At 64.8% G+C, this 20,567-nt stretch carries 24 protein-coding genes; 8 read left to right on the top strand and 16 right to left on the bottom strand.

Annotation, left to right across the window (positions count from 1 at the left end; all coding sequences use genetic code 11):
• Positions 1 to 57 precede the first annotated feature (57 nt).
• Complete coding sequence (locus tag G365_RS0100120) at positions 58 to 528, top strand: OsmC family protein (RefSeq protein ID WP_026344968.1); 471 nt, start codon at positions 58 to 60, stop codon at positions 526 to 528.
• 90 nt (positions 529 to 618) lie between these two features.
• A complete protein-coding gene (locus tag G365_RS0100115; protein ID WP_019643460.1) occupies positions 619 to 1,497 on the top strand; it encodes a dienelactone hydrolase family protein in 879 nt (292 codons plus the stop codon).
• 8 nt (positions 1,498 to 1,505) lie between these two features.
• Here G365_RS0100115 and G365_RS0100110 read toward each other — a convergent pair whose 3' ends face one another.
• From G365_RS0100110 to G365_RS23690, 4 genes are read right to left on the bottom strand one after another with little or no spacing between them, the layout of a single operon-like run.
• Complete coding sequence (locus G365_RS0100110) at positions 1,506 to 1,946, bottom strand: diheme cytochrome c (protein ID WP_019643459.1); 441 nt, start codon at positions 1,944 to 1,946, stop codon at positions 1,506 to 1,508.
• A 3-nt stretch (positions 1,947 to 1,949) separates the two neighbouring features.
• A complete protein-coding gene (locus G365_RS0100105; RefSeq protein WP_019643458.1) occupies positions 1,950 to 2,363 on the bottom strand; it encodes a DUF1924 domain-containing protein in 414 nt (137 codons plus the stop codon).
• Positions 2,360 to 2,899 carry a cytochrome b/b6 domain-containing protein gene (locus tag G365_RS0100100; protein ID WP_019643457.1) on the bottom strand — a complete coding sequence of 180 codons (540 nt, stop codon included), beginning with the start codon at positions 2,897 to 2,899 and terminating at the stop codon, positions 2,360 to 2,362. Before G365_RS0100100 ends, G365_RS0100105 begins: the two co-directional genes overlap by 4 nt.
• Positions 2,899 to 3,042, bottom strand: coding sequence for a hypothetical protein (locus tag G365_RS23690; RefSeq protein ID WP_019643456.1), 144 nt, complete (start codon positions 3,040 to 3,042; stop codon positions 2,899 to 2,901). The genes G365_RS0100100 and G365_RS23690 overlap by 1 nt, the downstream gene beginning before the upstream one ends.
• Positions 3,043 to 3,326: 284 nt before the next feature.
• Here G365_RS23690 and G365_RS0100090 point away from each other — a divergent pair, with 284 nt between their 5' ends.
• From G365_RS0100090 to G365_RS19640, 4 genes are all read left to right on the top strand, one after another.
• Positions 3,327 to 4,391, top strand: coding sequence for a TRAP transporter substrate-binding protein (locus tag G365_RS0100090; RefSeq protein WP_019643455.1), 1,065 nt, complete (start codon positions 3,327 to 3,329; stop codon positions 4,389 to 4,391).
• 19 nt (positions 4,392 to 4,410) lie between these two features.
• Complete coding sequence (locus tag G365_RS19645) at positions 4,411 to 4,938, top strand: TRAP transporter small permease (protein ID WP_019643454.1); 528 nt, start codon at positions 4,411 to 4,413, stop codon at positions 4,936 to 4,938.
• Entirely contained in the window at positions 4,935 to 6,236 is a 1,302-nt protein-coding gene (locus G365_RS0100080; RefSeq protein WP_019643453.1) for a TRAP transporter large permease, read from the top strand. Before G365_RS19645 ends, G365_RS0100080 begins: the two co-directional genes overlap by 4 nt.
• A gap of 358 nt (positions 6,237 to 6,594) precedes the next feature.
• Positions 6,595 to 6,873, top strand: a complete 279-nt coding sequence (locus tag G365_RS19640) for a transposase (protein WP_019643452.1) — start codon at positions 6,595 to 6,597, stop codon at positions 6,871 to 6,873.
• A gap of 460 nt (positions 6,874 to 7,333) precedes the next feature.
• On the opposite strand, the gene G365_RS23685 is transcribed toward G365_RS19640, so the two are convergent.
• Positions 7,334 to 7,573, bottom strand: coding sequence for a hypothetical protein (locus G365_RS23685; RefSeq protein WP_155976064.1), 240 nt, complete (start codon positions 7,571 to 7,573; stop codon positions 7,334 to 7,336).
• 166 nt (positions 7,574 to 7,739) lie between these two features.
• Between G365_RS23685 and G365_RS0100065 the strand changes: the two genes are divergently transcribed.
• Positions 7,740 to 7,988 (top strand): hypothetical protein, encoded by a 249-nt coding sequence (locus G365_RS0100065; protein WP_019643450.1) that lies wholly within the window; start codon positions 7,740 to 7,742, stop codon positions 7,986 to 7,988.
• Between the two features lie 176 nt (positions 7,989 to 8,164).
• On the opposite strand, the gene G365_RS0100060 is transcribed toward G365_RS0100065, so the two are convergent.
• The 6 genes from G365_RS0100060 to G365_RS0100035 form a co-directional block, all read right to left on the bottom strand.
• Positions 8,165 to 9,925: a thiamine pyrophosphate-binding protein gene (locus tag G365_RS0100060; RefSeq protein WP_019643449.1), complete on the bottom strand. Its 1,761-nt coding sequence runs from the start codon at positions 9,923 to 9,925 to the stop codon at positions 8,165 to 8,167.
• A 112-nt stretch (positions 9,926 to 10,037) separates the two neighbouring features.
• Positions 10,038 to 11,297, bottom strand: a complete 1,260-nt coding sequence (locus G365_RS0100055) for an NAD(P)/FAD-dependent oxidoreductase (RefSeq protein ID WP_019643448.1) — start codon at positions 11,295 to 11,297, stop codon at positions 10,038 to 10,040.
• Positions 11,298 to 11,470: 173 nt separating this feature from the next.
• The gene (locus G365_RS0100050; protein WP_019643447.1) at positions 11,471 to 12,241 is read right to left on the bottom strand and encodes an amino acid ABC transporter ATP-binding protein; all 771 of its coding nucleotides are present in this window, start codon (positions 12,239 to 12,241) and stop codon (positions 11,471 to 11,473) included.
• 52 nt (positions 12,242 to 12,293) lie between these two features.
• Positions 12,294 to 12,953: an amino acid ABC transporter permease gene (locus tag G365_RS0100045; protein WP_019643446.1), complete on the bottom strand. Its 660-nt coding sequence runs from the start codon at positions 12,951 to 12,953 to the stop codon at positions 12,294 to 12,296.
• A gap of 1 nt (position 12,954) precedes the next feature.
• The gene (locus G365_RS0100040) at positions 12,955 to 13,653 is read right to left on the bottom strand and encodes an aspartate/glutamate racemase family protein (RefSeq protein WP_019643445.1); all 699 of its coding nucleotides are present in this window, start codon (positions 13,651 to 13,653) and stop codon (positions 12,955 to 12,957) included.
• Between the two features lie 24 nt (positions 13,654 to 13,677).
• On the bottom strand, positions 13,678 to 14,547 hold the full coding sequence (locus G365_RS0100035) for a transporter substrate-binding domain-containing protein (RefSeq protein ID WP_019643444.1): 870 nt from the start codon (positions 14,545 to 14,547) through the stop codon (positions 13,678 to 13,680).
• Between the two features lie 251 nt (positions 14,548 to 14,798).
• Between G365_RS0100035 and G365_RS0100030 the strand changes: the two genes are divergently transcribed.
• Entirely contained in the window at positions 14,799 to 15,722 is a 924-nt protein-coding gene (locus tag G365_RS0100030; protein ID WP_019643443.1) for a LysR substrate-binding domain-containing protein, read from the top strand.
• Positions 15,723 to 15,827: 105 nt separating this feature from the next.
• Here the strand turns inward: G365_RS0100030 and G365_RS0100025 are convergent, their stop codons facing one another.
• From G365_RS0100025 to G365_RS24040, 5 genes are all read right to left on the bottom strand, one after another.
• Positions 15,828 to 16,229: a 3TM-type holin gene (locus tag G365_RS0100025; protein ID WP_019643442.1), complete on the bottom strand. Its 402-nt coding sequence runs from the start codon at positions 16,227 to 16,229 to the stop codon at positions 15,828 to 15,830.
• Entirely contained in the window at positions 16,229 to 16,639 is a 411-nt protein-coding gene (locus G365_RS0100020; protein WP_019643441.1) for a M15 family metallopeptidase, read from the bottom strand. Before G365_RS0100020 ends, G365_RS0100025 begins: the two co-directional genes overlap by 1 nt.
• The gene (locus G365_RS19635; protein ID WP_019643440.1) at positions 16,627 to 16,872 is read right to left on the bottom strand and encodes a hypothetical protein; all 246 of its coding nucleotides are present in this window, start codon (positions 16,870 to 16,872) and stop codon (positions 16,627 to 16,629) included. Before G365_RS19635 ends, G365_RS0100020 begins: the two co-directional genes overlap by 13 nt.
• A 147-nt stretch (positions 16,873 to 17,019) precedes the next feature.
• Positions 17,020 to 19,113 carry a phage tail protein gene (locus G365_RS22510; protein WP_155976062.1) on the bottom strand — a complete coding sequence of 698 codons (2,094 nt, stop codon included), beginning with the start codon at positions 19,111 to 19,113 and terminating at the stop codon, positions 17,020 to 17,022.
• Between the two features lie 142 nt (positions 19,114 to 19,255).
• On the bottom strand, positions 19,256 to 20,567 hold a 1,312-nt coding region (locus G365_RS24040; protein WP_043741054.1), incomplete at its 5' end, for a phage tail protein.

The following is a 20,567-nucleotide window of genomic DNA, read 5'->3' as shown; positions in this document are numbered from 1 at the left end:
AGAATCCGTATACGCGTATACATGCCGCACTCTGACGGCTCTGGCAAGGACAGCATCATGGCCCACACCTACACCAGCCACATTCACTGGACCGGCAACCGTGGCGACGGCACCGCCCATTACCGCGCCTATGACCGCACATGGGACATCGCCGTGCCGGGCAAGCCGGTGATCAGCTGCTCCAACGATCCGCTGCTGGGCGGCGACCCGACGAAGATGAACCCGGAAGATCTGCTGCTCTCCGCCCTCTCGGCCTGTCATATGCTGTGGTATCTGCACTACGCGGCCGACGCCAAAATCACCGTCACCGCCTATCAGGACACGCCGACCGCCACCGGCGTGGTGGAACCCGGCGGGGCCGGGCGCTTCACCGAAGCCACCCTGCGCCCGAAAATCACCGTGCGCCCCGGCACCGATCTGGCGGCGGCCGAAGCGATCCACCACCGCATTCACAGCGTCTGCTTCATCGCCCGCTCGGTGAATTTTCCGGTGTCTTACGCCCCGGACTTTGTGGTGGAGGGGGAATAAGGCCCGTTAGAAACATCCGTAAAAAACGATGCCGGGATTTTCAACCGTGCAAAGATAAAATCACTCTCCCGTCCGGCAAGGGGTTCGTCCATGCGTCTGCCTGTTCTCGCCCTGTCCCTGCTGCTGTTGCTTGGTCCCCTGCTGTCCCCACCGGTCGCATCCGCCTTCGAGGAGGTGACCTTTCCCGGGGCACAGGGCACCGGGTATCCGGCGCACGGAACCGTCACCGCCACCCTGCGCCTGCCGGAAAACGGTGCGCCGCCGCCGTGGCCTGCCGTGGTGCTGCTGCATGGCAGCGGCGGCATTGACGGGCGCGGGGCCGACCATTCCCGCGCCCTGCAAAAGGCGGGGATGGCAACGCTGGAAGTGTTCATGTTCAACAAAGGCCAGCGCCCGCGTGGCGGCCATACGGAAACCCTCAGCCATGCCTTCGGGGCGCTTCAGTATCTGGCCGCACGGCCGGATATCGACCCCGCCCGCATCGGGGTGATGGGCTTTTCGTGGGGCGGCAATCTGGCGGTACGTACCGCATCGCAGGCGACATGGGCCGCCTTCTTCCCCAACGGCGGACCGAAATTTGCCGCCCATGTGGCCTTTTATGCCGTGTGGTACATGCATGAGAACATCGCAAAATCACCCGACACCGCCGCAGTCTACGCCGAACTGACAGGTGCGCCGCTGCGTCTGGTGGCCGGGGGGCAGGATACCTACGGCCCGCCGGATGCCGCCCGGCGGTTTATGGATGCCCTGCCGGACAGCCAGCGGACCCTGATGACCCTCGATTACTACCCGGATGCCACCCACGGCTTTGACTCACCGCCCGGCATGGACAGGACCATCAGCGATCCTGCCGCCAATCTGGGTCAGGGCGGCAGTGTGGCCTTCATCCGCAACGTCGATGCCACCGAGAAGGCCCGGGCTGGCACCGTTGCCTTCTTCCGCACGGTGTTTGGCCTGACCGGACAGTAACCGGCGGCTCAGTCATCCTCATACACCCCCTGCTCTGCCCCCCGGTGGCAGGCGGCGCAGTTGGATTTTGTCACCACGCCGGGCTTTTTCCAGACCGCCGGGGCAAAGTCGTGTTCGTGGGTGAACCAGCGCGCCTCGGTGATCCGCTGCGGGGTGGCATCGGGGGCGCGGCGGTCCCGCCCGGCCCCGGCCACCAGCACGGCGCGGATGTGCGCCACTTTATCCGGCGGCAGGCTGGCATCATCGCCGAAGTGATCGGACAGGGTGTCCATCATCCGATCCCACGACCGCGCGGGCAGCAGCCCCGGCTGAAACGCCATGTGGCAGGTGCCGCATTCCGCCCGGGTCAGGGCATCGGTCAGCGGCGGCACCCGGTCGGGCCCGGCCAGTGCCGGAAACCCCAGAACCGCCGCCACCAGACCGACGGGGGCAAACAGGCTGATCTTCATTTTTTACTGCCCCATCAGAAAGGTGATGTAGTCGCCCTTTTCCTGCGCCGTGCAGGCCCGGTTAAGGACGGTCTTACAATCGCGGCTGAACTGCTTTTCCACCCGGTCCGCATCGGTGAAACGGTCGGAATTGGCCGACACCGCCACCGGATCAATCGCCCGCCCGGTCTTGGCATTCTGGCCCGGCTGGCGCGGATTGGCGGTGTGGCAGCTGGTGCAGCCGGTGATGCGCGGGTCGCTGCCCGCCACCACCGCCCGGTACAGCGCTTCGCCACGCCCGGCATCAAAACCGCTGAATCCCGGGATCTCCGCCTGATAGGTTTTCAGGATTGCCTGCCGGGCCGCCGCCCCGTCAGCCGCCAGCGCCGGAGACGCCGCCGCCAGCAGGGCCGCCGTCAACAGAACAGCCGTTTTCATGATGATTTCCCCCCAAAGCGGTCTTTGATCCGGCGGATCTGCGCCAGCAGCCACGGCCGCCCGCCATACTGGTAAAACACAAAGGCAACATGGGCGAAGATCACCGCCAGCGTCACATCACTGGCCGCTTCGTGCGGGTGCTCCATCCACGTCATCCAGTCGGCCACCGCACCGCTGGTCGCCGTGGCTGCCACCGTCAGCAGCAGGGCCACCGCCAGCCCGGCAAACAGCGGATTGCGCCCGCTGCCGCGCCGCAGCCAGTCCATCACCTGCTGCCGCCGCAGCACCGGCCAGCGCAGCAGGCTCTCCGCCGGGCTGAACGCCGCCATCAGCGCCCGCAGCACCAGCGCCGCCAGCACCACGTACCCGGAAAACTGATGCAGGGCGTAGGTGTTCTCATCCCCCGTCGCCCACGCGACCACAAAGCCCCCGGCCAGCAGCGCGTGCCACAGGCGGAGAACGGCAATCTGCGCGGGCCGCTTCAGTCCGCCGGATGCCCGCCGGGTCTGCCCGCCGGATTGAGACAGCGCCGCCATCAGTCGTCCCCTTCTGCAAAGGCTGACGCCATCTGTGTCAGTCCGGTGGAAACATCAGGGGCCCGCATCAGCGCATAGCCTGCCGACAGCAGGCCGATCACCAGCGCGGAAAAAATCCCCTGAAAAATCATTTTTTTCAACATGATGCTACCTACCCCTTAAAGGTGCTTCATATTGAATATGTCATTTTAATGATGAATAGGGCCTGAAGCGGCCGTTCAGGGTTGCCGCCGCCTGCTGCACCCGCGTCCTGCGCGAGAAGCACCGCACAAAAAGAAACTGATCCGAAAAAATAGTTGCGCGGGAAACTATTTTGCCGTCCCCTGTTTACAAGCCTTCCACACTGCGGCCGCATCAGACCCTCTGCTGCCAAGCAGACAATGACGGAAGGCAAAAAAGGAAACGACCAAACCGGGAGCCCCCAGCCATGACCCGCCTGCCCGCCATCCGCCTGCGTCGCGGCCTGCGCCACGCCCTGCTCTGCCTGTCTGCGCTGACCCTGCCCGCCCTTGCCGCCCTGCCGGCACAGGCCGCCGAAATCACCCTGAAGATCAGCCATTACCTGCCCGACAAGCACGGGATCCACACCGATTTCCTCGAGCCCTGGGCGCGGGAGCTGGAAGCAAAGACCAATGGCAAGGTGGCGGTGGAAATTCTGCCCGGCCCCAGCGCCTTCGGCAATGTCGCCAAGCAGATGGATCAGGTAAAGGCCGGGGTGGTCGATATGGCCAACGGTCTGGCCGGAATGCCGCGTGGCCGCCTGCCGCGCACCTCGGTCATGGATATGCCGTTCCTCGCCAAAACCGCCGATGCCGCCACCCGCACCCTGTGGGACCTGCATAAGGAAGGCCTGCTGGCCGATGAATACAAGGGCGTCAAGCCGCTGGCCCTGTACTGCCACAACGCCGGGCTGATCCACACCACCGACAGGCCGGTGCGCAGCCCCGATGACCTGAAGGGCCTGCGCCTGCGCACCCCGTCCCCGGCCATTTCCGAGGCCGTGACCGCCCTTGGCGGTACCCCGGTCGGCCTGCCCCCGGCAGAAGTCTATGAAAGCCTTCAGAAAAAGGTGCTGGATGGCACCATCTTCACCTGGGATGCGGTCGGGGCCTTCCGTCTGAACGAAGTGCTGAAGTACCACACTGACGCCCGCACCTACACCACCTGCTTCTTCTTTGTGATGAACGAAAAGAAGTACGAAAGCCTGCCCGCCGATGTCCGCGCCGCCCTTGATTCCATCAGCGGCGATGCCCTGATCCCCAAGTTCGGCCCGTGGTGGGATAAGTGGGATGCCCGTGGCATGGACGACGCCAAAGCCAAAGGCCACGAGATCATCACCCTGACCGATGCCGAACGGCAGGCCTTCGCCGACCGCCTGAAGCCGATGGCCGACGCCTGGATTGCCAAGCTGGCGAAGGACGACAACGTGCCCAACGCCGCCGCCCTCTACGACCGCGCCAAGGCACTGGTCGCCAAGTATGAACAGCGCTGATCCCGGCAGGCACACCGCCATGCTGACCCGTCTGTTCACCGTCACCGACCGCGCCCTGCGGTCGGTGGCCTTTGCCGGGCTGGGGCTGATGGGCCTTGCCGTCACCGTCACACTGGCCGATATCGCCCTGCGCGGCAGCGTCGGCCAGTCGATCCGGGGCACCGTCGATATCACCCAGCTCGGGCTGATCATCTGTGCCGCGCTGGTGATCCCCTTCGCCTTCCTCCGCGATGCCCATGTGCGGGTTGATATCGGCGTGTCGCTGATTCCGCCCCGCCTGCGGCACGGGCTGGATGGCGTCGGCGCCCTGCTCGGCGCGGGGCTGATGGCCGCCATCCTGTGGGCGGGCAGCGGCACTGCGGTTCAGGCGCTGGACTACGGCGACCTGTCGCAGACCATCGGCATCCCCATGGCCCTGTACTGGGCCTTCTTTCTGGCCGGGGCGGCGCTGTCGGTGCTGGCCTGCCTGCTGCTGGCAGCGCGGGATCTGGCAATTGCCGCCGGACGGATCCCCGCCCCATCCCGTTCTCAGGATATACTGTCATGAGCCTGTGGCCCGGACTTCTCGGCTTTGCCGCCGTACTCGCCCTGATCGGCCTGCGGGTGCCGGTCGCCGTCGCCATGGGCATCACCGGGGCGGTCGGCCTGTGGATCCTGAACGGGTTTGACACCACGTGGTTTCTGCTCGGCAATCAACCGTTCGAGGCGGTGTTCCCTTATGGCCTGTCGGTGGTGCCGCTGTTCATCGCCATGGGCATCTTTGCCGCCCGGGCCGGGCTGTCGCGCACCCTGTATGAAGGGGTCTATGCCTTTATCGGCCACTGGCGCGGCGGGCTGGCGATGGCCACCATCGGCGCCTGTGCCGCCTTTGGGGCCATCTGCGGGTCATCACTGGCCACCGCCGCCACCATGGCCAAGGTGGCCATGCCGGAAATGCGGCGGCGCGGCTATGACGACCGCCTCGCCTCGGCCTCCGTCGCTGCCGGGGGCACGCTCGGCATCCTGATCCCGCCCTCGCTGATCATGATCATCTATGCCCTGCTGACCGAACAGTCGATCGGGGCGCTGTTTGCCGCCGCCCTGCTGCCCGGCGTCCTCGGCACCGCCCTCTACATGGCGGCCATTGCCGTGCAGGTGGCGCGGCGGCCAGAGCTTGGCCCCGCAGGCGACCGCCTGAGCTGGGGCCAGCGCCTGCGCGCCGTGATCCGGGTGTGGGATGTGACCCTGCTGTTTGTCGTCGTCATCGGCGGGATCTATGCCGGTCTTTTCTCCCCCACCGAAGCCGCCGCCGTCGGCGCCTTCGGGGCGCTGCTGTTCGCCGCCCTGCGCCGCCAGCTTGACCGCGCCGCCCTGCGGCAGGCCCTGACCGAGACCGCCACCACATCGGGCATGATCTTTCTGATCATGATCGGGGCCACCCTGTTCAACAGCTTCATCGAGGCCACCGCCCTGCCGCAGACGCTGGTCGGGCACCTGAACAGCCTCGCCCTGCCGCCGCTGGGGGTGATGCTGATGTTGCTGGTGTTCTACTTCATCCTCGGCTGCTTCATGGACAGCCTGTCGATGGTGCTGCTGACCGTGCCGGTGGTGGTGCCGATTATCCTCGCGCAGGGCTACGACCCGGTGTGGTTCGGCATCGTGCTGGTGACGGTGGTGGAAGTCGGCCTGATCACCCCGCCGATCGGCATGAACCTGTTCGTCATTCAGGGCACCACCCCGGGGCTGGCCCTGTCCACCGTCGCCCGGGGCATCCTGCCCTTTGTGGTGGCAGACGCCGTGCGCATCGCCTTCCTGCTCGCCTTCCCCGCCCTGTGCCTGTGGCTGCCGAAGGCCCTGGGGTTTTAAAGACCGGAAGATGGGAAGACGGGACCCGTGGGCTTTGCCCACACCCACCAAGGGCCGAAAGGCCCTTGGATCCCGGTTTTTGGGGGCCATGTTGCCCCATAGGATAGGGGCCTCTGTCCTTGCCCTGCCAATGGTGCGGCTTTTTGCGGCGAATGCGGCTAACCTTCCCGCAGGCCGCCGGACAGCCTTGAGGAGTCGCGGACGGAACTGTTCGAAAGGGACCGTCGGATCCAGCTTTTCCAACGGATCACCCTCCGCTCTCAAGATCCCAGAAACCCGCCGGACCTGTCATCTTCACCTCCCGGCATAGACACCGGAAAGCGAATCACACATTACGCAGAACGGCCAGATTCCGGAGGTGTCCATCTCTGCTCCCCTTGTCCTCGACGGCCCGATGAATGGGGAGGCGTTCCTTGCCTATGTTCGCCAGATCCTTGGCCCTTCTCTGCGGAAGGGGGACATCGTTGTCATGGACGATCTTCCGGCACACAAAACGCAGGATGTTCAGGCGTCCCTAAAAGCAACGGGCGCACAGTGTTTTTATCTGCCGCCATACTCCCCCGACATGAACCCCATTGAGATGGCTTTTTCAAAACTCAAAGCCCTGCTGCGGCAGGAACCGCAGCGCACCATATGATGCGCTGCGGGATCAGGTCGGCAGACTTATCGAGCGCTTCTCTGCACAACAGTGTGCAAATTTCTTCAAAGCAGCGGGTTACACACACTCAATCTGAAAATGCTCTAAGGCGACACCGGAGCTGAAGCCGGAGCCGACTGAAACCTCAGCATTTAGCGCTTGGCGATGCCCTTCGCGGCCTCGATGATCTGACGGGAAACACCTTCTCCGATTGCGCGGTAGCTATCATGACCCTCAGGAGTGTACTCAAGGGGGCTATGGCTAGTCGCGACGGGCATTAGCCCGTCGATAACGCCCTTAAGATACGAGTTCAAGCGACCGACGGGGAGTTCGTCCGGGATTTCAATCTCAATCTTCATTTTAACCTCGGAGGTTGCGGTGGCAGTAGAATGATTGCCTACCCAATTGTGCCGGTGGCAAATTTTTGCCGAGGGCATCACCGTTGATGGTATCGACTTAGTCAGGAATTGCAAAGTTTTTTAGCGGTTGCGATAACATCCAATACTTCTTGCCTATCAATGTTAAGATTATATTCTTCAGGATTGTCTCGGCAAATTCCATAACAATCCCAGTCTACATTTTCTTGATTAACTGTACCTATTATTATTTCTCGCATAGCCACGGGGTCAATACCTGTAATTTCGGCATCCATACCGCCCTTGGTAATTGTCTTGACTTTTGCGATCATTATAGTGGACATTTAACCATTCCTTATTTTGAATATCACAACAACACCCGCATTAGTAGCTGTAATGTGGGGCCGTGTCCAACAAGGACTTCGTTCTTGAACAGCTGGACAGCTCCGGATACTCGCCTTTCGGCTAAATATGTAATTCGCTTTCTGCTGTCGATGCTGGGAGGTGAAGATGACAGGTCAGGCTGGTTTCTGGGATCTTGAGAACAGCCTTGAAGCGCTTTCAGCGGAGGGGGATCCGCTGGAAAAGCTGGATCGGACGGTACCGTTCGAGCAGTTTCACCCGCTGCTGTTGAAGGTCGTCCGGCGGTCCGATCCGTCGAAAGGCAGACGTCCGGGGTCCGGTCTGGTTCTCAAGTTTAGGATGCTGGCCATAAACCATCCGTTCTTAAAACGGCATCGGCGGATCGGATTTTTTTGAAAAATATGAGGTCAAGGAGCCCAAGGCTCCTTGTGGGGTGTGGGGCAAAGCCCCACGGGGTGGGGTATGGGGCAAAGCCCCACGGTAAGGCCCCATCATTCCACAGAAGCGGAGCCCCCACAAAAGCGACAGGGCCCGGCGTCTTCCTCCGGGCCCTGTGCTGACGCGGGGCGGGATCAGAAGTAGCTGACCTCTTCCGCCTCCACCGACAGCGGATCGCGGCCACGCTTGGTCAGCCACGAATAGACCGGCGGCACCCGGTCGGCGATGGATTCCACGTGGATGTCGATCAGGCACGGCCCGCCGGTATAGGCGAAGGCTTCGGCCAGCGCCGCGTCCAGCTCCGCCGCCGAGGTGGCGGTCCATGCCTTGACGTCGAAGGCTTCGGCAATGGCCTGTCCGCGCGGCGGGGTGAAGTCAACGCTGAAGCACTGGTTATGGCCGCGCAGGCGGTGCAGGCCCTTGATCCAGCCGAAGGTGCCGTTGTTGAACAGCAGCAGGATCGCCGGGACATTCAGGCGCACCAGTGTTTCCAGCTCGCCCACCGTCATCCCGAATGATCCGTCGCCGAACATGCCGATCGGGCGGCGGCCCTTGTCGGCAAACCATGCGCCGACGGTGGCGGGCAGCGCCGACCCCAGCCCGCCGAAGGCGCGGGGGATGGCAAAGCGGGTGCGGCGGTCTTTCAGGCGCAGGAAGCGGGTCATGTGCGGGGTTGGGGTTCCGGCGTCGGAATAGATGTGGGCCGCCTGCCCCGATGCCTCCAGCGCTTCGTTGAAGCAGCGCACCGCCCGCTCTGGCCGCAGCGGCAGGCTTTCGCTGGACAGCAGCGCCTCCGCATTGTCCCAGAAGGTGGCGCGCAGCCCGTTCAGGTCATCAACCCACGCCTGCGTGCGGGCCGGGCTGTGCGGCGCGGTGCAGTCGGCCATCGCCACCAGCTGTTGCAGCACCAGCCGGGCATCGCCCTGTACCGACAGCACGTTTTCATAGTTGTTGGCCATGATCTCCGGGTCGATGTCGATCTGGGCCACCCGCTTGTTGAGCGTGATTTTGGGGAAGGTCCAGCCGATTGTCACCACCGACCCGACGCGGGAGCCGATGAACAGCACAAAGTCGGCGTGTTCCAGCGCCCAGTTGGCATGGGGATGAAAGCCGTTGTCGCCGATCACCCCGACCGCCAGCCGGTGATCATCGGGCATGGTGCCCTGCCCGGTCATGGTGGTGCAGACCGGAATGTTCAGCCGTTCCGCCAGGGCCTGCACCTCCGGCCCGGCGCAGGAACGGTTGACCCCACCGCCGGAGACGATCAGGGGCCGTTCGCTGGCGGTCAGCAGGGCCAGCAGCGTATCCAGTTTCTCCGGCGCCGGCAGGGTCGGATAGGCGGGGAAGGTGCGGCATTCCTCTTCCACATGCAGCGAGACGCGGGCCGGATCGACCTCGGCCAGCAGCATGTCTTCCGGGATTTGCAGATGCACCGCCCCCGGCTTGCCGGAGCAGGCGGCGCGGAAGGCCCGGCGGATGATTTCCGGCAGCTTTTCCGGTGTTTTCACCTGCACCGACAGTTTGGTCACCGGCTCAAACAGGCGGGCGCAGTCCAGCTCGGTCAGCACGCCCCGGCCTTCGCCGGGCAGCGGAATATCGATGGTCAGCAGGATCACCGGCACCGAGGAGGAATTGGATTCCGCCACCGGCGGCAGAGAATACATCGCCCCGGCCCCCGACGGGCATTCAAACACCCCCGGCTTGCTGGTAAAGCGCCCGTAGGCATCGGCCATATACCCCGCTGACCGTTCATCGCGGGCCATCACATGGCGGATCTGCCCTTCATGCCGTTGCAGGGCCTCGTAGAACGGCACATTGGTGTCACCGGGCACGCCAAACACCACCTCCACACCATATCCGATCAGCATTTCGACCAGAATATCCGCACCGCGCATCGTCAAACTCCATTCAAAAAGACAAAGGGGGGCCTTTCCCGGCCAGCAGGGGCCGGGGCATCCACGGTTCAGTCAGGAAAAGGGCCGGGAAAAGGGCCCGGGAAAGGCGGTGTCAGCGCCGGAAGCGGGCCGCCATATAGGGGGCCAGGACGGCGTCTTCGGCCACACCGGCCAGCAGGTCAGCCACCAGTCGCCCGGTTTTGGGGCCGCTGGCAAAACCGACATGGCCGTGCCCGAAGGCGTAAACCACATCCTTGCTGCGGGCAGAGCAGCCAATCACCGGCAACCCGTCGGGGGTGGACGGGCGATGGCCCATCCAGCGGTCATCAGCCACCGGCCCGCCCGCCGCCGCCAGCCCGGGATAGGTGGTGACGGCATGCCCGGTCAGAATGTCAGCCCGCCGCCAGTCAGGCGCCGCCGTTACCGAGGCCAGCTCCACCTGACCTGACAGCCGCAGCCCGGCGGTGGTCGGCGTATTGGCCATCCGCCCGTCGCTGGGCATCACCGGATACCGCGGCCCGGCGGCCGGGGTGGCCAGCACACTGTGATATCCGCGCTCGGATTCCAGCGGCACCCCGTCGCCGCAGTGCCGGGCCAGCGCGGCGGACCACACCCCCCCGGCCAGCACGGCCCGGTCACAGTCAACCCGCCCGGCATCGGTGGTCACCGCCACCAGACGGTCGCCGGAAAACACAAAGCCGGTGGCCGCCGCTGTCATCAGGGTTGCCCCGCCCGCCTGCGCCGCCGCTGCCAGCGCCGCCACATAGGCCCCGGCATCAGTGCAGTGGCCGCCATCCACCGCCAGAATGCCAAAGCGGTAATGCGGGGCCAGATCCGGCTCCCGCGCTTCCAGCGCCGCCCGGTCCAGTTCCTGCCAGCGCAGGCCGGTGATGCGGCGCAGGTGCCATGCCGTTGCCTCCGCCTCGAACGCAGAGCGATCGGGGTAGGCATACAACAGGCCATCCTGCCGGATCAGGTCCGGCACCCCGGCCTCTGCCGCCAGCGCCTGATGGCGGGCCGGGCTGTCGGCCAGCAGCACCGCCAGCGCCCGCGCCGTCCGTTCCACCCGCTGCACCGTCGATCCGGCCCGCAGGAAGCGCAGCAGCCACGGCAGCAGCCGGGCCAGAAACCGCCAGCGGATCACCAGCGGCCCACGCGGGTTAAGCAGATAGCCCGGCACCTGTTTCCACAGCCCCGGCATTGACATCGGCACCACCGAGGCCGGGCTGATCCAGCAGCCATGCCCATAACTGGCCGCCTGCCGCCCGCCGGGGGGGCCGGGGTCAACCAGCGTCACCTGATGGCCGTCGCGCACCAGCTCCAGCGCGCAACAGACCCCGACAATACCCGCACCGATCACCGTTATCCGCATGTTACCCTTTCCTTTCCGACCCTGCCCGACGGGGGCCGGATCAGGACACAGCCCGGGGGTCCGCGCCCGGCATCATGCCGGGCCGGGGGGCACCGCCCTGAAAAAAATGTTATTTATCAGATCACTGCGATCCTGATCGCCGTCAGGCCAGACCGTTGTGAACCAACTGGCCGTCAGGCCAGCCCATTATGAAAGTGACTGAGGAATGCCTGTGTCGCCGGGTGCGACGGCTGCTCGATCACCTGCCGGGCCGGGCCTTCCTCCACCACGCAGCCATCGCGCATAAACACCACGCGGTCGGCCACATCGCGGGCAAAGGCCATTTCGTGCGTCACCAGCAGCATGGTCATCCCTTCCGCCGCCAGCGACCGGATCACCGCCAGCACCTCGCCCACCAGCTCGGGGTCAAGGGCCGATGTCGCTTCATCAAACAGCATGACATCCGGCTTCATCGCCAGCGCCCGGGCAATCGCCACCCGCTGCTTCTGCCCGCCGGAAAGGCTGTCAGGGCGCATCTCTGCCTTGTCGGCCAGCCCGACCTTGGCCAGCAGCGCCCGGGCCTGATCCCGCGCCGCAGCCTTCGGGGTGCGCAGCACTGTCACCGGGCCTTCCATCACGTTCTGTTCCACCGTCATGTGGGGAAACAGGTTAAACCCCTGAAACACCATGCCGGTGCGGGCGCGGAACGCCGCCAGATCGCGGTCCCGCGGCAACGTCTGGGTGCTGGAGAAATCCATGCTGTGATCCCCGACGCGGATAAAGCCGCTGTTGGGCACCGTCAGCAGGTTGATGCTGCGCAGCAGGGTCGATTTGCCCGACCCGCTGGGGCCGATCAGGGCGACCACCGCCCCCTTTTCCACGGTCAGGGAAATATCTTTGAGAACCTGCAAGGTGCCGAAGGATTTCTGCACCCCGACCAGCTCGATCATCCGGGTGTTGGACATGGCAGCTGCCTTCCGCTCGGGCCCGGCGCACCCTGCGCCGGGCGGGTTAACCTCAGTGCCCCGGGCGGGCTTCCAGCCGGTGGGCCAGCCGCGTCAGCGGGAAGAGGATGGCGAAATAAATCACCGCAATCATGGTGTAGGTTTCCAGCGGGCGGTAACTGGCCGAGGTGATCAGCTGGCCCTGATACAGCAGATCAGGCACCGCCAGCACCGACAGCAGTGACGTATTCTTCAGCTGCAGCACGGTCTGGTTGACCAGCGGCGGCACCATCCGCCGCATCGCCTGCGGCAGCACCACCCGGCGCATCAGCTGTGACCGCCGCATGCCCAGCGCCCGCCCGGCATCCCACTGCCCCATATCGACAGAGATGATCCCACCCCGGATGATCTCGCCATAAAAAGACGCGCCATACAGGGTCAGGGTCAGAAAAGCCGCCGTCGCCGGGGTCAGTTCCAGCCCGGTCAGGATCGGCAGCGCGTAATAGCACCACACCAGCTGTACCAGCACCGGCGTACAGCGGAAAATTTCGATAAAGGCGGTCACCACCCAGGTCGCCGCCCGCAGGTGCGACAGCCGCAGCAGCGCCACCAGACAGCCGACCACCAGCCCGGACAAAGCCGTGGCGATGGTAAACCCGACCGTGTACAGCACACCGACGCCAATCAGCGCCTTGTATTGCAGCAAAAAACCAAAATCCCATTGATACTGCATGTCAGTTCCCTTCAGCCGCCGGTGCCGGGGGCGTCGCCGCCGCGTGCAGCCAACGGCCCAGAGTCAGAATATCGTAGACCGGCAGGCCGGTATCCTCGGCCAGCAGGGCCGAAAAAGGCGGCAGATTGGTGCATTCCAGCACCAATGCCCCGATGTCCGGCACACGGGCGATCAGCCCCCGGGCCACAGCCCGCAGCTCTGCCCCCAGTGCGGCGCGGTCATAGGGCTGCCCGCCTTCAATCATACCGTGGAAGGCCCCGCCACGGGGCAGACCGGCCACCGGCGGCACCGCGGTCAGCCCGGCAGCGGCAAAGTGGGCGGCGGTCAGGGCGCTGGCATCATAGGTGATCACCCCGACCTGCCGGCACAGCGGCAGGGTGGCCGCCACCGCCGCCACCTGCAACAGGCTGGAGGTGGCAACCGGCAGCGGCAGCCGCGCCGCCAGCGCCTGTTGCCGCAGCACCAGAAAGCCGCAGGATGTGGTGACGGCACAGGCCCCGGCCCGGTGCAGATCTTCCCCCGCCGCCACAAAGGCATCCAGCAGCGGGCCATCCTGCCCGCTGACCACCCGGCGGGCCGTGGCACCGCTGACCGTGCGGTACAGCACCGGAAACGGCCAGCTTGCCGGATTGCCGACATCCCCCGGCGGGCGGGGGAAGGTGGTATCAAGCATGATGATGCCCAGCGGTGCGGCCATCATAATCCCCTTCCCCGGTGCCGGGCCTCAGAACTGCAGGTCAGGCGGAATGTCCTGCTTTTCGACCCCGACCAGCTCAAGGCTGGAGGTGATCCACCCCGTCACCACGCCGGAAGAGCGGTTGAATTCCAGCCAGTTATCAACAAAGGTCCGGAAGCGCGGGCTGTCTTCTGCCCGCACCCCGGCGCAGGTCGGCTGACGGATCTGCGGGCCCGGTACGACGATCTTGCCGACGCTGCGGTTTTTCTTTACCGTCACCAGTGACAGCATCGCCACCTGAATCACCGCATCGGCCCGGCCCGACTGCACCGACAGCGTGGCTTCATCCGGGGTCTTCAGGGCCAGCAGGGTGGCTTTCGGCAGCACCCGGCGGGCAAACAGATCGTGGGTGGAACCGATATCAACGGCAATCCGCACCTCTGGCCGGTTCATCTCTTCCCATGTTTTCGGCTCAAAGCCGGGGCGGGCGATGATGGTGAAGGTGTTCTGCATGATCGGACGGGTGAATTCCACCACCAGCGCCCGCGACGGCGTCGGGCTGAGGCCGAACATGATGTCGATCTTGCCCGCCTGCAGGTCCATCACCGCATTGCCCCAGGTGGTCTCGCTGATCTCCAGCTCGGCTTCCATCGCCTTGGCCAGATCCTGCGCCATGCTCATGCAGAAGCCGGACCAGCCACCGGTGGTGATGTCTTTGTGGTAATAGGGCTCGGTGCCGACAATACCGGCCACTTTCAGCTTTTTGGTGCTGCGGATGCGGTCAAAGGTTGACCCCTGCGCCTGCTGCGCCAGCGCCGGGGCCGAAACCGCCGTCACCGCCGCCCCGGCGGCCACTGCCGCCGCCGCGCCGGTGCCCGCCAGCCCGAGAAGGCCGGCAAATTCTCGCCTGTTCATCATGTTCGGTCCTCTTCTGCCTGACTGCGTGAGGTCTTCGGGGATTTCCGTCACCGGGCCTGCGGTATCCTCCCAGATCCGTGTGCGGGGGGTGACGGTAACAAATTGATTTGCCGGATGATGTTCGCCGGTCTGCGGCGGATCATCCTGTTGGCTCAGTGTGGCCGGGCAGCCCCCTGAAATTAAAACATTGAAAAATGTCTGTTACATGACTTTTAGTCATGATGACACCTTCCCAGCCCGGACATCCCCCCATGCGCCGCTATCTGCCCTCTCTGTCCGCCCTGCATGCGTTTGAGGCTGCCGCCCGTTATATGAACTTCACCAAGGCCGCCGATGATCTGGGCCTGACCCAGAGCGGGATCAGCCGACAGATCAAAAACCTTGAGGATTTTCTTGGTGTTACCCTGTTTCACCGCTCTGGCCCACGTCTGGTTCTGACCGAGGTTGGCGCCACCTATTACCGCAATCTGGCCCTGACGCTGGACCGCCTGCACGAAATCTCGATTGATGCCGTGCGCGGCCGCACGCTGGATGCCACGCTGATGATCGGCACTCACCCGGTGCTGGGGGCGCAATGGCTGCCTGCCCGGCTGGGCTCTTTCATCCGCGCCAACCCCGATATTCCGCTGGAGGTGCTGGTCGCCACCCCGGAGACCGACTTTGAAACCACCCGCCTTGATCTGGCAATCCTGCGCGGCGGCGGATCGTGGCTGCACGCCCGCGCGGTCGAGCTTTTTCCCGAATATCTGGCCGTCGTTGCCTCGCCCGGCCTGATCCCGCCCGACCAGCCGCAGGCCCCCGGGGCCTTCTGGCAGTACCCGATGCTCCAGAATGCCGGCCGGTCCACCCTGTGGCTGCACTGGCTGCAACTGATCGGCCACAGCTATACCGGCACCATTCAGGGCAACCGCTTTGCCAACAACACCATGCTGATCAACGCCGCCATTCATGGGCTGGGCATTGCCGTGGTGCCAACGTGCTTTATTGAAGAAGAACTGCAGCAGGGTCTGCTCCACCTGCCCTTCGGCCCGCCGGTCGCCTCGGGGGATTCCTATTTCGCGGTTTACCCGGAACGGAAAGCCCATCAGGCCAACATCATCCTGATGCGCGACTGGCTGCTGCGCCAGACACTCAGCCTGCGCCAGACCGGCAGCCCGGCAGCGGCCTCTTCCTGAACAGAACAGCAGGCCTGAACAGAACAGCAGGCCCGAAAAGCAACAGACCCCGGAGTTTCCCCCGGGGTCTGCCTGCCTTAACGGCGTTCTCTCCCCTCTTCCCCCTCACCGCGCCACGCCGCGCATTTTCTCCACGGTGCGCAGCCCGGCAACGCCGAGCATGGCGAGGATCAGCTCCCACAGCATGTCATCCAGCTTGGGCAGCGGCGGCACCGGGTGCCCGGCGGCGGCGGCGGCCCATTCCAGCAGCGGCCCGGCCACATACTGCGCCGCCAGCGCCGCCCCGCACACCCAGCCGATAAACGGTCGCCAGCCGCCGATGAACAGGCTGCCGGTCGCGGCTTCCGTCTTGTTCACCTCCACCTGTGCCAGTGCCGCCTGATTGGCGGCATCAACCAGCCGCAGCTCCAGTTCCGCCTTCGCCTTCGCGGCTTCGGCGCTGTCGGGGATCAGCCGGTCCAGCACACTGCCCAGCACCGGCACCAGCGCCGCGATCAGCGGCACCATCACGGATACCCCTTGCGGGACAGCTGGAAGTGCGGGCCGTCTTTCAGGGTCTTCCAGTCGCCGCCCCATTCCAGCATGACCCCGGCCTTGGCCGCCTCGGCCTTCACCACGGCGGCAAGGCGCGAGAACAGCGGCCAGTCCCACCGCGCTTCGCCGTTGACCGCCACGTACAGGTCAACCGCGTGGCCGGTCAGGTGGCGGCTGTTCTGGGTCTGGCTGGCCCCGGCCTTCACCAGCTCGGCCTGACGGGCCGGGGTGCGCAGCCCCTCTGATACCTCAACATTGCAGCCGGGGTATTGCTGCTCATACGTCGCCGCAGCGGCGGTGATCACCCGCACCAGATCGGGGTGAACCCCGCTGAGGCGGGCAAAAGAACGCCCATTCAGGGAACGGTCATTCAGGGCAGGCATTTCGCGCTCTCCTCTTCATCCAGGTGACGCTCTTCAATCGCGGCTTCGCGGGCGCGGACCCGCGAAACCTTCCATTCGTTCCATTTGATCGCCAGCGTAAACAGCGCGATCAGCACCCCGACCGGGGCCACGATAATCGCGGCAATCTCGGGCAGGTGGGTCAGCCACCACGGCGCTGACATCGCTGCCGAGGCGGTGGTGGTGGCGGCAATGTCGCCTGCGGTGATGGTCATCACGGCTCTCCGTCTGATACCCCGGAAAGGGGGCGGTCAGAAAAGGGCGCCGCGCCCGGAGCAAAGCCCGGCCACGACGCCCCGACAGTCTGTGTGCTAGAAGCCCGAATGACCGGCAGATGACCGACGGTCATTCGGCCCGGCAGATCACGGCTCGCCGTACAGCACGGCGGTACCGGTCAGGGTGCCGGAGGAGGCGATGATGCGCACCGCGTTGACTTCTGCCGACGCATACCGGCCCGAGCCGGTGTTGTGCGCGATGTACCCGCCGACCAACAGACCGGACATAACAAAGCGGGCGTTGATCCCGGCAGTGGGCAGGAGCGTCAGGTCAATCTGACCGTTAACGGCAACCTGCGGCCCACCTGCGCCAGCCATATTCTCCAGCAGAGTCAGGGCTGATGCGCTGTCAGCGTTGGTGGCCACCAGAGCGGAAGACACGCTGCTGCTGCCGATCCGCACCAGCTTATAGCCGCTTCCCGCCCACGTCGCCCCGCCGTCAGCAGAGACCTGAAGCAGCAGACTGACAGCACTGGTGGCAGACAGCACATTTTCCAGCTCAACCCGGAACCGGCTGTACCCGGCAGGCAGCGGCAGCACCAGCGTATCGGTGACGGTCAGCAGCTTGCGGCGGGTGGTGTTGAGAAGAGTCGTCACCTGCGCCGCCAGCGCCACCGTGTCGAGGGTGCTGGCATCCACCGGCACCGAGAACGCCTTGATAATCGGCAGACGCCCGGCGTTTTTCGGGCGGGTTTCGGTACCGCCGGTCGCGGTCGCAGCCCCTGCGTTCGCTGTCCCGGCATTAGCCCCGCTGCCCGCCCAGCCGATCGGTCTGCCCCCGGGAAGACCACCGGAGCCATCGCGGGTAAGGACATCGTGGCCGTGGCTTTTCAGCTCATCTTCCTGCCGCCGCCCGAAGTCAGGGGCATCGGCTGCCTGCGCCCGGATGAACAGGCCATCGGTGGTCAGATCCGGCAGGCGGAAGGTGGTGCTGCCGTCCCCGCTGGAAAACTTCGACCGGTTGGCCGGGGTGCCGGACCAGGCGGTATCGCTGATCAGCATGCCCGACGACTGGGCAAACGCCCACAGGCCCGGATAAACCGCACGCGACAGCAGCGCGCCGTTCTCAATCACCCAGCCGGCAGGCGGGGTGGTTCCGGCAAACCACATTTCCGCACCAATCGGGGTCGCATCCCCGACCGGCAGGCCAAACGACTGGCTGACCCAGTTATCCGGGCTGGCGTCGATGTCGCTGTTCAGGCGGACCCCCCCCTGCTCAGACCGCAGCAGCAGCGGAGCAGTGCCACCATCCAGCGTATCAGTCCCGCTGACGGAAACCGACACAGCATTGGCAGTGCCGTCAATCTTCTTGACAGTCAGACGGAACGGCTCGCCGACACTGGCGATCGTCGGCAGGGTGATCGTCACCGGCCCGGCAGCGGCATTGACCGCAAACACCTTGTCACGGTCGGCAGACACGGCAGTGCGGTTGGTGGTCACCACTTCGACCATTTCCTGCCCGATGCTGGCCGCGATGCTGGCCGCAGTCGCGGCGCTGGCCTGCGCCGCATCACGGGCAGACACGGCGGTCTGGGCAGCCGTTTCCGCACGGCCACGGTCGGCAGCAGACGATGCGGCGCTGGCCTGCGCCGCATCACGGGCAGACACGGCGGTCTCGGCGGCAGCTTCCGCACGGCCACGGTCAGCAGCAGACGATGCGGCGCTGGCAGCAGAGAAGGCCGCGCTGGTGGCCGCAGCGGCAGCACTGGCCGCAGCAGCACCAGCCGACTGGTGGTCGCAATCGTGACGGGTCGGCACCAGACCGACAGTGGCGTCAAACTTCAGCGATTTTCCGGCCAGCTGTGCCAGGGGCGGCAGGGTTAACGACATGCCGGCAGAATCGGAAAGATCCATCTGCACGCAGTGATCATGATGCGGGTGATCCGGATGACAGGTCTCTTCCTCTTCGCAGGCGACCGGCTGACGGTACAGCAGGGTCAGAATCTGCCCGGCCATCAGTGCCGGACCGGACAGCGGATAGGTGATGGTGCCGCCCGGGGTGCAATCCAGCTGCTGCACCCGGTATTCCGACGGCCCCACAGGGGTCTCGGTGCCATCCGCAGCGGTCACGATCAGAGAGAGATCACAGACATCCCCGACCGAAAACGAAAACGGCCACACCGTGGTGGTACCGTTGCCGAAATAGGTCTTCACAGAAACGTTATTGGTTACTTTCATCATCAAATTCTCCAATTTGGTTATTCAGAATGCCGCAAATCTCCCGTTTCGCCAAAAAATCGCATTTAGCGTCAAGCAATCGGAAAGATCAGAGAGTCAGAAAGAGAGAAAGAGGCCCCCCAGAACCGCTTATCGGCCCAGCGCCTTACGGCTCTCCGTACAGCACTGCGGTCCCGGTCAGGGTGCCGGAGGAGGCGATGATGCGCACGGCGTTGACGGCTGCCGCCGCATACCAGCCTGATCCATGATTGGTTGTCAGATACCCGCCATTCGACAGCCCTGCGGCAGAGAACTGCACAATAAGGCCGCTGGATGCCCCTGCCGTGACCAGCGCTGACAGGCCGATACCCCCCTTCCACGCGTACTGTGGTCCGGCGCTTCCCATATCAGCGCCCAAAGTGATGGCCGTTGTGGCGTCACTGTTGGCTGCACTGACCCCGGAAGGGGAATTGGTGCCTGTCGCAATGCGGGTGCTTTTATAGGCTGCCCCGGTCGCCCACGTTGCCCCGCCATCTGACGACACTTGCAGGAACAGGTGAGCGCCGCTCACCGACGCCAGCACCTTGTCAAAGTCGATATGGTATCGGGCGTATCCTGACGGGAGCACCATGACGAGAGTATCGGTGACGGTCAGCAGCCTGCGCCGGGCTGTCGCCACCTGCGCCGCCAGCGCCGTCACGTCAATACTTTTGCTATCGACCGGCACCGAGAACGCCTTGATGATCGGCAGGCGCCCGGCGTTTTTGGGGCGGGTTTCGCTGGCGGTGCGCGGTGTGCCGTTTCCGTTGTACTCCCCCGGAATCAGTGAATTCAGCGGGACCGCCGCGCCATTGGTTACGTGGACACGCCCCGCCCCCGGTGCCGATGTGGGGCTGGCCCCCAGCCCCTCAAGCCCGTTATTGGTGAGCTTAAGCGATGAATCCAAACTGTTAACCATCTGGAACGCCTGAAACGCGTCCTCCTGCCGCCGCCCGAAGTTGGGGGCGGTTGCAGGCTGCGCCCGGATGAACAGGCCATCGGTGGTCAGATCCGGCAGGCGGAAGGTGGTGCTGCCGTCCCCGTTGGAAAAGCTGGCGCGGTTGGTTGGCCCGTTTTGCCAGTTGGCCTCCGTCACCAGCATCCCCGAGGCGTTCGCATGCGCCCACAGATCGGGGTAAATCGCCCGCGACAGCAGCGCCCCGTTTTCCACCAGCCAGCCCGGCGGCGGGGTGGTTCCGGCAAACCACATCTCCGCCCCGACCGGGGTGGCATCGCCGACCGCCAGCCCGAAAGACTGGCTGACCCAGTTATCCGGGCTGGGGTCTATGTCACTGTCCAGCCGCGCCCCGCCCTGCTGCACCCGCAGCCGCAGCGGCGCGGTGCCGCCATCCAGCGTATCGGTGCCACTGGCAACCACCGATACCACATTCGCGGTGTTATCGGTTTTCTTGACGGTCAGCCGGAACGGCTCCCCCACC

The sequence above is a fragment of the Novispirillum itersonii subsp. itersonii ATCC 12639 genome, from assembly GCF_000381985.1.
Lineage (GTDB): Bacteria > Pseudomonadota > Alphaproteobacteria > Rhodospirillales > Rhodospirillaceae > Novispirillum > Novispirillum itersonii.
This window is presented reverse-complemented; position numbering and strand designations above follow the sequence as displayed.